This is a genomic window from Deinococcus marmoris (assembly GCF_001949125.1).
Taxonomy (GTDB): Bacteria; Deinococcota; Deinococci; order Deinococcales; family Deinococcaceae; genus Deinococcus; species Deinococcus marmoris_A.
Window position 1 is genome coordinate 1 of the sequence record NZ_MSTI01000169.1, and the last position, 11,203, is coordinate 11,203.

The window sequence follows — 11,203 nt, forward strand, 5'->3', positions numbered from 1 at the left end:
CAGGTGACGACGCCCATCCCTCGGATGGTTCGTTTCTCGTTCCCACTCCACTGCCTTCGAACCAGCGCCATGCGGCGTGAATGGCGCTTGTCCATCACGCTGTCGTCGAAGATGATGTAACCCTTGTCGCTCAATTTGACGTGTGGACGCACCTGCGTCCACACCTCCGCTGCCGTTAAACAGTCACCTTTCAGGTAGCGCTGAACGGCGTCATGAGCAAAATCATCGACGTGGTTGGCAAAATAGGTTTGTGTCCGATTGATCTGTGTTGCAGCCAAAAACTCGCAGTACCGTTGCCGCCCGACTTTTCGAGGTCTTCCCACCAGCCCAGAATTTCAGACTTGCCCAGTTTCGCGTAAGCCCTAAACCTTTCAATCGGAATCCGTATCAGGCGCTGGGCATCGGCTGACTTTCCGACCCTGCGCTGGGGCGGCCAGACCGTTCGGCACTCTGCCGTTCCAGCGCCGCCGCCACGAATCCCGCGAACGGTGGGCTGGGGCGCATCGGACGGCTCTTGAATTCGGGGTGGGCTTGCAGGGCCACGAAGAACGGATGCCCCGGAATCTCGATGCTCTCCACCAGCCCTGCGCCCCGGCCCGCCACCCCCGGTGTCACGCCACTGATGGTCAGGCCCGCGTCCTGAAGGCGTTCTGTGTACGCCGGATTGACCTCGAAGCGGTGGCGGTGGCGTTCGCGCACCGTGCCGCCGTCCGGGATGCCGTAAAGACTGGCAATCTTCGTGCCAGCTTTCAGATCCATCGGCCAGTCGCCCAGCCGCATGGTGCCGCCCAGCCCGGCGATCTCCACCTGTTCGGGCATCAGGTCGATGACCTTGTGCGGGGCGTAGCCGTCGAACTCGGTGCTGTTGGCCCCCTCCAGCCCGGCCACGTTGCGGGCGTACTCGATCACGGCGATCTGCATGCCCAGGCAGATGCCCAGATAAGGTACACCGTGCGTGCGAGCGTACTCGGCGGCGTGAATCTTGCCCTCGATGCCCCGGATGCCGAAGCCGCCAGGGACCAGAATGCCGTCCACGTCGCCCAGTTGGGCTTCCAGGCCGCCCTCTTCCTCGCTGGAGTTATCCAGTTCCTCGGCGTTGATCCACTTGATGTTCACGCGGGCGTCGTTGGCGATTCCAGCGTGCGTCAGCGATTCCAGCAGACTGAGGTAGGCGTCGGGCATCGCCGTGTACTTGCCTGCCAGCGCGATGGTCACGGCGCGTGTGGGCTGCTTGATGGTCCGCACGGCATTCGACCACACGCCCAGATTGGGATGCACCCGCTCCAGCTTCAGCAGGTCTTCCACCGCCTTGCCCAGCCCCTGTTCCTCCAGCGCCAATGGCACCTCGTAGACGTGCGACACGTCGAAGCTGCTAAACACCCGGTTTTCACGCACTGAGGTAAACAGCGCGATCTTGCGGGTGATCTCGCTGGGCAACTTTTCCTTGCTGCGGACCATCACGATGTCGGGGCTGATGCCCACCGAGCGCAGGGTGGCGACGCTGTGCTGCGTGGGCTTGGTCTTGAACTCGTTGGACGTGCCCAGGTACGGCACCAGGGTCAGGTGCAGGTACAGCACGTTCTCGTCGCCCTCGTCGAAGCGGAACTGCCGGATGGCCTCCAGAAAGGGCAGCGATTCGATGTCGCCCACGGTGCCGCCGACCTCGATCAGCACGATCTCCGCGCCCGCGTTCTCGCCCGCCACTTTGATGCGGCGCTTGATCTCGTCGGTGATGTGCGGGATGACCTGCACCGTCTGGGACAGGTAATCCCCGGCGCGCTCCTTGCGGATCACCTCCTGGTACACCTGTCCGGTGGTGATGTTGCTGCCCGGCGGAATATCCAGATCCAGGAAGCGCTCATAGTTGCCGATGTCCAGATCGGTTTCCGCGCCGGAGGCGGTCACGAAGACCTCGCCGTGTTCGTAGGGGCGCATGGTGCCCGCGTCGATGTTGATGTAAGGATCGATCTTGACCGCCGTGACCCGGTAGCCGCGCGCCCGCAAGAGTGCGCCCAGGCTGGCGCTTGCCACGCCTTTTCCCAATGAACTGACCACGCCGCCCGTGACAAAGATATATTTCATGCCCAAATCTCCAAGCGCTTTGCCCCCCGAACGTAGCCTGTACACGTTCTGCGGCGGGGCCAAAAAAGAAAAACCGGGGCGCCTGGCCTCCGGGATTTCATGGTATCACGCGCCAGCCTGGGTACTTCAGGGCGACAGATTGCCTACGTTGCGCGGCGTGACCACCAGCGGCGTGACGCTCTGCGGACCCGTGGTTGTGGCGTTGCGCGCCGGCACCGTGACGGCCTGCCCGCGCGTCTGCCGCGACACGGCCAGATTGATGGTGACAGAGGTATTGCCAGGGGCCTGAAGCGTTCCCGCAGGCGGTGTAGTGACCTCGAATAAAGTCGGCGTGCTGGGGAGAGCCAGGGGTTTGGGTTGGACATAATCGAGGAGGAGGCGGCCCGAACCCCCAGTCCTGCTGTAGCTGCTGACGGCGAGCTGAGCAAGTGAAGGACTGGACGGCGCAGCAAGACTGGCCGGAACATAATTGCTGCGGTATTCCACCAGCACCCAGCGGTTGCCGTTGCTGTCGTCCTCTCCTGGATTGTTGAGTGAGGTCGCCCCGCCTGTTCCAGTCCAGACGCTCCTCAGCACCGGGTAATAGGCGATGAACTGGTAACAGCGGCGTGTATCACCAGAAGCCGTTCCCGTACATTGCTCGCTCAGCGGCCCGGAGGGATTCGGCAGCAGTTGTGGCGGACGCACAAAAGCGACAAGCGGCGCATTTGGCTGTCCCACTGTCCACGTTCCGTTGTTCGAGACTGGATTTCTGAAGGTGTAGCCTGTCGCGCCCAGCGTAATCGTCGTGCCCGCTGGAAACACGTACACTGCCTCCCTGATCTGCGCGGCCATATAGTTCTGGGCGATCTGGCTTTCTTCCAGCAGTTCGCTGCGGCCCTGCAAATCTGTGGCGCTGCGTGAAGAGGAAATCAGCAGATTGGTGGCGGCCAGCAGAACAAGCAGTCCCAGCGCGATGGCCACCAGCAACTCGATCAGGGTCAGGCCCTGGGTAGAGTGGCGCTTCATCGGCGGTCCACCTCCACGGTCAGATCGGCCAGCAGCTTGCCCTGAGCATCGGTCTTGGTGATCCGCACACGCTTGAGGGGAGGCGGATCAGTGGCTGCCGCACTCGCCGCGCAACTGCCGGGTTTGCCCAGTGTGCCAGTAGATTGGTTGTCCACATCCAGCGCAGTGATCTCGATCTCCAACCCGTCCAGCACTGCCGGATTGATCAGACAGTTCTTATCATAGTAGCCAGGGTTGAGCCAGTCGCCGCGCAGGGCTTCCATCGCCCGCTGGGCAGACTGGGTGGCGCTGACCTGCTGATTGCTCTGGCGGGTCAGGCCAAAAAAACCAGTCAGGGGGGTCAGAACCACCAGCACGATCACGCTCAGCAGGGCGATGCTGACTAGGACTTCAATAATGGTCAGGCCCGCCACACGCTGAAGCTCAATTCTGCGTTGCACTGACCATCACCTTGCCCGTAATGCCAATAGCCTTGACCCACAAATTCAGATTGGGATTGGATGGACTGGTGAGTTTCCATGAGACGCCGGTGGTGTCCAGGGTTCCGAAGGGCGGCTGATAGGCCACATTCGCTCCCCCAGACTGGGCCGTGACCGTGACGCCGTGTGGGAGGGTCAGATTGACAGCACGGGGTGGATTTTCCGCGACGGCCACCGCATAGGCAGAGGTGGCCGTGGTGATCGTGACACTGTTGATCACCCCAGATTTCTGCGCCCCGGTGCGTGCCCGGCGCAGGTCGCCGATAATCTGGTAAGCAGCGTCGCGCAGCTCGCTCTGGCGGATGTTGCGGAGAATAAACAGACTGAACGCGCCCGCAATGATGCCCAGGATGGCGATGACCACCAGCAGTTCCAGCAGCGTGAATCCCGCCTGAAAGCGTCCATTCCGCGTCCGCATCACTTGCCCGCACTCACGGCGTCGCCCTGAAGGCGGATGCCCAGGCCGGTGTTCTTCTGGAGGTCCTGATCGGTCGCCTTGAGCCGCAGCACCACCGTCCAGTCTTTCTGTGTGGGAAAGGCCGGCGGGCTGAACCCGTCGTAGGTCCGCTGATCGTAGACGAAATTGCGTCCGTAGCCGTGACCATCGGTCTGGCCGAACGCGCCGTAATAGTCCTCGATGATCCCGCCGATCAGGTTGACCTTGCCCAGTGAGTTATCGGCTGAACCCTGGTTGTAGCCCTCGACCTGCACCGCGCCCTGGCTGGCCATCAGAACCGCGTGAATTTGCGGGTTGACGCCGATGTTCGGGCAGTTGCCGATGCCGTCCGGGCAGCTCTTGGGGCTGATCAGGTTGATGTTGGCCGGCACCTTGCTGCCATTGGCGTTCGTCTTACCGCTGGCGTAAATGCCCAGGATGTTCTGGGCGTCCTGCCGGTCACACGGGGCGGCGGCGGTTTCCGTGTTCTGGCCCCCGCAGGGCGGCACCGTGTATTTGAGACTGCTGGTGATGTTCACGTCCCCGGTGGCCGCCACCGTGACCCCGGCGAAACTGGCGATGCTGGCCCCCGCCGGACCACTCTGGGCGACGTTGGGGCCGCCGTTGAGATTGGCGATCTTGCCGTCCTGGACCGACACCACGCCGTTGAATGGCTTGACTATGGTAAACGTTCCGCCCACGGCTCCAACATTCCCGGCAGCGTCACGTCCGGCAGGAACCCACTGCCGACTGGGATTGAGAATGAACAGGGTGCCGTTCTGGTCATACGACAGATCGACCGCCGCGCCGCCCTGCACGTAGCTGATGCGCTGACGCTCCTGGCCGCCGATCATGTCGCGCCAGAGCTGCATTTCCTGCACGTCGCCGCTCAGGGCCAGCCCGGCGGTCGGCAGCGGGATGGCCTGTCCGGTCACCGGGTCGAGGCTATAACCCAGAGCGGCGGCCCGCTGGTTCTGGGAGTTGGTGGGCAATGGAATAAAGTCCGCGTCCCACTTAACCGACGACTTGAACTGCGGCTGATTCTCGCCCACCCTGGGAGCCTGTGCTGTGGAAAGTTCATCTGGTGGGCCTCGCCCAGTCATCTGAGCGGGGGTCAGGAGTTGCGGCGGATTGACACCGAACTGTGCGCCCGGCTGGGCGGCAACCAGACAACCAGGCTTTCCGGCCACATCGCCGATCAGCCCCGGTCCCGGCGGACAACCTGCCGAGGTCACCTCACCCCAGAAGGTGGGCGTCTTGTAAAAGGTGAACCGTCCGTTGGTGTGAACGGGGCCGCTGAACAGCGTGCGTTCGGTGAAGGTGATCAGCGTGTTGTTCCGCTCTGCCTCTGGACTCTGGAACTGACGGTTGGTGAACAGGCCGAACTTGGCGAACGGTTCGCGGCTGATCAGCAGGTAATATTCGCCCTTGCCGTCGGTGGTGGCGCGGGCGCTGAGCCGCTGGGTGGTGGACCCGGTGACCCCCTGCGACAGCGCCGAGGGAACCTCAAAATACAGGCGGTACTGGTCCCGCTGGCGGTCCAGCCGGGTGGGAATCAGACCAAAGGTCACGCCGTAGTCGCTGTTCTGGCTGCCCGAACCGCTGTACTGCATGCCCGCCGTGCCAGAGAACATCTCTCCCCAGAACCGCGCGCGGGCCGAATCGTCGGTGGCCCTGAACCCCTCTTTGGCAAAGTCAGTGGCCTTGACCGCGTTGGTCAGCAGAGCCGCGCGCGCGCCGCCCCCACCCCGCAGGCCGTCCGCCGGAAACGTGCAGACGGTTGAAACCGGACTGGGATTGGCCGGCGTGGGCAGCGGCTGAGGCGGCAAAACTGCCAGCCCGCACATCGCGGCGATCTGGCTCTCGACCGCCGAGTTCCGGGTGATCGCCGGGATGGTGGCGTCGTCCAGCAAAGCCTTCATCACCTTCAGCCGGGCCTGCACCCGCGCCACGCCGGATTCGGCGGCGTAGCGCGCGCTCAGCAGCGCCTGCTGGTCCACGCTGGAGCGCCGCGACGACAGCGTGACCTGCGCCGTCACCGACATGATCACCGCCAGCAGCAGCATCACGAACAGCAATGACACGATCAGCGTGGCTCCCTCGGTGGTTCGGGCGGGGATGCGGGGCGAAGTGGGCATGAAGTCAGTATGAAGGAAAAATGCAGGAAACTTCACCCCAGGGTGGGGGTAGAGTCAGAAGTCTGTCAGTCTTTATGTTGCAACGAAACAAACTGAACTGCGGAAAAGTTCAGCGCGCCCGCACCCGCTCCAGCAGCGCCGTATTCCGCGTTTCGCGCTGTCGCCCCGCCGCCTTCTGCCAAGCGGAGGCCGAGCCGACGGCAAAGAAACGCTCGCGGGCGCGGGTGAGGGCGGTGTACGCCAGGTTGCGCGAGAGCATCGGCATGTGCGCTTCATGCAGCACGGTCAGGACGCTGTGCCACTCGCTGCCCTGGGCGCGGTGAACGGTCAGCGCGTAGCCCAGTTGCACGTTGAACAGTTCTGCCCCGGCCAGCTCCACCACATTGTTGTCGAAGTCCACCGTCAGGCGGTTGCCCTCGGCCTTCAGCACGGTTCCCAGCGTGCCGTTGAACACCTCGTTGGTGTAGTCGTTCTTGGTCTGCACCACGATGTCCCCGGCGCGGGCCTCGCCGTCCGCAATCTTGATGCCGCCCTCGCCGGGATTGAACAGGCCCTGAAGATGGTAGTTCAGGTGTTCCATGCCCAGCGGTCCCCGGCGCATGGGCGTCAGCACCTGCACCTGCGTCGGCCCGCCCAGATCGCGCACCAGCAGCGCCACCCGCCGCGCGCCGCCGTCGGGATCGGCTTCGGTCAGGTTCAGGCGGGGATCGCCCCATGTCGGGGCGGAGCCGTGCAGCAGATCATGGGCGGCGCGGATGATCGGGTTCTGGGCGGCCTGACGGTAGACCGTTTCCAGCCGCACGGTGGGCGCGGTCTGCGTCAGCGCGAGCAGGGGCAATCCCGCGTCCACCGGGGGCAACTGATCGGTGTCACCCACCAGCAACACCCGCGCGCCCGCGCCCACCGCCGAGAGCAGGGAGAGCATCAGGCCGTCGCCGCACATGCTGACCTCGTCCACGATCAGCAGGTCATACGGCGCGGGTTCCAGATGGTTGTGGCGAAATCCAGCGGGACCGAAGCCCAGCAGGCGGTGAATGGTGCTGGCACTGCGCCCGGTGACCTCGCCCAGCCGACGCGCCGCCTTGCCGGTGGGGGCGCACAGACCGACTTCCAACCCCATCCCCTCGGCCAGATCGGCCACCGCGCGGGTTGCCGTGCTTTTGCCGGTGCCAGGGCCACCCGTTAAGACCACCAGCCGGTGTTCGGCCAGCAGCTCCAGCACCTGCGCCTGCTCGTCGGATAAATCCTGCGCCGCGCCTGCTGGCACGATCCACTCATCCCCACCCGGCGGCGTGGCCAGCAACGTGCGGATCAGCGAGGCCAGCTTCTTCTCGGCGCGCAGGACGTGCGGGAGGTAGATGCGGCTCTCGTTGCGGTTCTCCGCGTTCATCTCCTCGGCAAACAGAGGTGCTTCATCGTCCGACAATCGGCCCAGTTCCACTGCCGTTTCCACCGCCAGCTTGGCCTGAGCCGCACTGACGCGGGTGTAGTGCGCCACGCCGCGCTCGGCCCGGTGGCGCGGCAGGAAGGAGTGCCCGCCCTGCTGCGCGGCCTGCTGAAGGGCATACACGGCGGCGGCGGTCAGGCGGCGCGGATCGTCCTGCAAGCCGCCCTGCGCGGCCCACAGCTTGTCGGCGGTCAGGAAGCCGATACCCTCCACTTCCGTTAGTGCGAACAGATCAGCCGTCAGGCGTTCCAGCGCCGCCTCCCCAAAATGCTTCACGGCCCGCTGCGCCTGCGAGATGCTCAGGCCCAGACCCTGCAAGCCCGCCAGCAGACGCCGCTCCAGGCCCTGCTGTGACCAACTGCTCACCATTTTGTGCAGCGTGGACGCCGTGACGCCCGGCACCTGCAAAAGCCTGTTCGGATCGTTTTCCAGCACATCGAAGGTGGCGGGGCCGAACATCCCGGCAATCCTCTTGGCCAGCACCTTGCCCACGCCGCCCACGCGGGCCTCCAGATACGCGGCCACCCCGGCTTCCGTCAGGTCGGCGGGCGCGGCTTCCAGCACCATGTTCAGCACGCGGTACTGGTAGCCGTACTCGCGGTGTTCCTCCATCAGCACGTCGGCGCTGAAGGTGTCCCCGGCGTCCAGCGGAGGCATCACGCCGATCACGGTGGCGTCGGGGTCCTCGCCGTCGTCGTTGACAATCCGGGCGGTCATCACGGTAAAGCCCGATTCGGCGCGGAAGCGCACGCGGTTGACCCCACCGGTCACGCGGAAGGCTTCGGCAGGGGGCGAAAAAGCAGTCACGGATTTAGTCTAGCGCCAGGGTGGGGGTCAGGACTGCGAGGGCAGCACGCCGTCGTAAATCTCGTCCAGCGTGATGACGGTATTCAGGTAGGGCAATGGAATCTCGCCTTGACCGACGTATTCGGTCAGGACCCATTCCCCGCCCTCACGGCTGTAGGCGTACACGCGCCGCTCGGTCTGCTCGGCGATCAGGTAGGTCTGGAGGCTGGGCAGTGAGGTGTAAGCGTGGTACTTGTTGCCGCGATCCGTATGAGCCGTGCTTTTCGACAGCACTTCGATCAACAGGCAGGGAGCCACCTTGAAATGTGTCCCGGCAACTCGCGGCTCACAGGTGACCGTCAGGTCTGGATAGTAATACCCGGAACCGTCTGCTGAACGTACCCGCATATCGGCGGTATACATGAAGCAACCGACCCGCTTGGCAAGTGGTCCGACTGTCAGCAGCAGATTGACCACGATGGTGTCGTGTTCGTCACTTGTCCCAGCCTGCCCATGAATGGGATAGACGAAACCACCCACATACTCCCGCTTGACTGAACTCTCCAGCTCGGTACGCAGGTATTCTTCAAGACTCATGGTTTTGAAGGCGGGTTCGGACATACGTCTATGGTACGACACGCCTGAAATGCGAAATGAGGCAGGCTGATTCACCCTCCCCGTGCTAGATTTTTCTGCAATGCGCGTACTTCACACCGCTGATTTCCATGCGGGCCGCAACCTGCGTGGTTATGACCGCACCCCCGAAATCCATGAGGCGTTGATCGAGATCGCCGCGCTGGCCCGCAGCGAGAAAGCTGACGCCGTACTGGTGTCCGGCGATCTGTTCGACACCGGTAACCCATCGGCAGACGCCGAAGCCGCCGTGTTCGACTTCTTCCTGCGCCTGCGTGACGCCGGGATTCCGGGCATCGTCATTGCCGGAAACCACGACAGTTCCGCGCGGCTGGAGTCGGTGACGGGCCTGCTGGGCTGGGTGGGCATTCAGGCGGTGGCGCAGCCCACGGCCAACCCGCTGGACATGGTGCGAAGTATTGAAACGAAGGGCGGCGAGACCCTGACCGTGGGCGCGCTGCCGTACCTGTCCGAGCGCCGTCTGGTCAAGGCCGCCGACCTGATGGGCGGCGACACCGGCGCGTGGCGGCAGAAATACCGCGAGGGCATGGGCTTTTTCCTGCGCCGACTGGGCGAGGGCTTCCGCGCGGGCAGCGTGAACATGCTGATGGCCCACGCGACGATGGACGGCGCGGTGCCCAGCGGCTCCGAGCGCACGCTGCAATTTGACCTGACCAACCAGTACACGCTGTCGGGCCTGCAACTGCCTGCGGGCGCGCAGTACGTGGCGCTGGGCCACATCCACAAGCCCCAGCAGATTTCAGAGGCCCCGCTGGCGTGCTATCCGGGCAGCATCATCCAGCTTGATTTTGGTGAGGGCGGCGAGAAAAAGCAGGTCAATCTGATCGAGGTGGAGGCCGGACGCCCCGCCAGAGTGCATGTCCTGCCGCTGGCGAGCGGGCGCGAACTGAAGACCATTCGCGCCGATCTGGACAACGTGGAGGCCCGGATCAAGGCGCTGGGCGACTTTGACGGCCTGCTGAAAGTCGTCGTGCGCGCCCCCGCCGGAACCGCCCTGCCCGGCCTGAAAGACCGCGTGCTGAAGCTGGCCCCCAACACGCTGGCGGTAGATCTGGAGGCCAATCAGGAAGACCTGGCCCTGCCCGAACTGAAACGCGAGGGCCTGAGCCTGACCCAGCTCTACGAGCAGTATTACCGTGAGCGGCGCGGCGAATTGCCCGACGATCTGCGCGCCGCTTTCAAGGAAGCGGACGAGGCGGCGCGGGCGGAGGAAGTGGCGTGAGTGGGTTGAAGGTTAAAGGTAGATGGTTGATGGAGAGTGGCTCTTTTTCCATCACCCATCACCTATCATCCATCAACGCGCCAAAGGCGCAAGCATGAAGCCCATCCGTCTTGAAGTCCAGGGCTTCACCGCCTTCCGCCAGTTCACGGAGCTGGACTTTGGCGATCTGGAACTATTTGCGCTGGTGGGGCCGACGGGCAGCGGAAAATCCAGTCTGCTGGACGCCATGACCTTCGCGCTGTACGGCTACACCGAGCGGCTGGGCGGCTCTGGGCTGGACGCGCTGATCTCGCAGGGCGAGCGCGGCATGAGCGTGGGCCTGACCTTCGAGACGGGGGGCGTGACCTACCGCGCCTCGCGCACCAAGGGCCGCAAGCAGGCCGAGAACGAGGTGCGTTTCGAGCGCAGGGACGAAGGCGGGCGCTGGGCCAACCTCAGCGACGGCGGCGTCAAGGGCGTCAACGAGCGCATTCAGACGGTGCTGGGGCTGACCTTCAAAAACTTCACCCGCAGCGTGATGCTGCCGCAGGGCGAGTTTGCCCGCCTGCTGCACGGCACCGGCAAGGAGCGGCAGGCCATTCTGGGCGAGTTGACGGGGCTGGAACACGTCGCCGCCATGCAGCGCGTTTCGTCTGACCGCGCCAGGGAGCTGAAGCACCGCGCGGGCAGCCTGAACAGCGTGCTGGAAAACGAATACGCGGGCGTGACGGCTGAAGTCGTGGCAAATCTGAGAGCTGAGCGAGAACGCACCGACGCCGAGGCCGAGACGCTGCATGACCGCCGCGAAGCCCTGCAAAACAGCCAAGCCCGGTTGCGCGAAACCGAGAAGGTCTGGAAGGTACGCGAGGACACGAGTCGCCGCCTGACCGTGCTGGACGCCCGCGCCGCCGGGGTGCAGGCCGGGGCCGTGCGGGCGGTGCAGGCCCGCCGGGTGGCCGGGGTGCTGCCGCT

Annotated in this window: 9 protein-coding genes and 1 pseudogene; 2 read left to right on the forward strand and 8 right to left on the reverse strand. The window is 64.3% G+C overall.

Going from position 1 to position 11,203, the window contains the following annotated elements; all coding sequences use genetic code 11:
* The 8 genes and pseudogenes from BOO71_RS24345 to BOO71_RS24380 form a co-directional block, all read right to left on the reverse strand.
* Nucleotides 1-278 (reverse strand): annotated as a pseudogene (locus BOO71_RS24345) (IS701-like element ISPlag1 family transposase); the annotation flags it as partial.
* A 109-nt stretch (nt 279-387) separates the two neighbouring features.
* Entirely contained in the window at nt 388-2,082 is a 1,695-nt protein-coding gene (locus BOO71_RS24350) for a CTP synthase (RefSeq protein WP_075836845.1), read from the reverse strand.
* A 126-nt stretch (nt 2,083-2,208) separates the two neighbouring features.
* Nucleotides 2,209-3,090 (reverse strand): PilW family protein, encoded by an 882-nt coding sequence (locus BOO71_RS24355; protein WP_075836846.1) that lies wholly within the window; start codon nt 3,088-3,090, stop codon nt 2,209-2,211.
* Entirely contained in the window at nt 3,087-3,530 is a 444-nt protein-coding gene (locus BOO71_RS24360; RefSeq protein WP_139323180.1) for a type IV pilus modification PilV family protein, read from the reverse strand. Before BOO71_RS24360 ends, BOO71_RS24355 begins: the two co-directional genes overlap by 4 nt.
* Nucleotides 3,514-3,987 carry a pilus assembly FimT family protein gene (locus tag BOO71_RS24365; protein ID WP_075836848.1) on the reverse strand — a complete coding sequence of 158 codons (474 nt, stop codon included), beginning with the start codon at nt 3,985-3,987 and terminating at the stop codon, nt 3,514-3,516. The genes BOO71_RS24360 and BOO71_RS24365 overlap by 17 nt, the downstream gene beginning before the upstream one ends.
* Nucleotides 3,987-6,143, reverse strand: a complete 2,157-nt coding sequence (locus tag BOO71_RS24370; RefSeq protein ID WP_075836849.1) for a DUF4900 domain-containing protein — start codon at nt 6,141-6,143, stop codon at nt 3,987-3,989. Before BOO71_RS24370 ends, BOO71_RS24365 begins: the two co-directional genes overlap by 1 nt.
* A gap of 109 nt (nt 6,144-6,252) precedes the next feature.
* On the reverse strand, nt 6,253-8,397 hold the full coding sequence (recD2, locus tag BOO71_RS24375) for an SF1B family DNA helicase RecD2 (RefSeq protein WP_075836850.1): 2,145 nt from the start codon (nt 8,395-8,397) through the stop codon (nt 6,253-6,255).
* A gap of 27 nt (nt 8,398-8,424) precedes the next feature.
* The gene (locus BOO71_RS24380; RefSeq protein ID WP_075836851.1) at nt 8,425-8,997 is read right to left on the reverse strand and encodes a Uma2 family endonuclease; all 573 of its coding nucleotides are present in this window, start codon (nt 8,995-8,997) and stop codon (nt 8,425-8,427) included.
* Between the two features lie 76 nt (nt 8,998-9,073).
* Between BOO71_RS24380 and BOO71_RS24385 the strand changes: the two genes are divergently transcribed.
* Both BOO71_RS24385 and BOO71_RS24390 read left to right on the forward strand, forming a co-directional pair.
* Nucleotides 9,074-10,252, forward strand: coding sequence for an exonuclease SbcCD subunit D (locus BOO71_RS24385; protein WP_029481854.1), 1,179 nt, complete (start codon nt 9,074-9,076; stop codon nt 10,250-10,252).
* A gap of 94 nt (nt 10,253-10,346) precedes the next feature.
* The coding region (locus BOO71_RS24390; protein ID WP_139323181.1) for an AAA family ATPase at nt 10,347-11,203 on the forward strand (857 nt) is incomplete at its 3' end.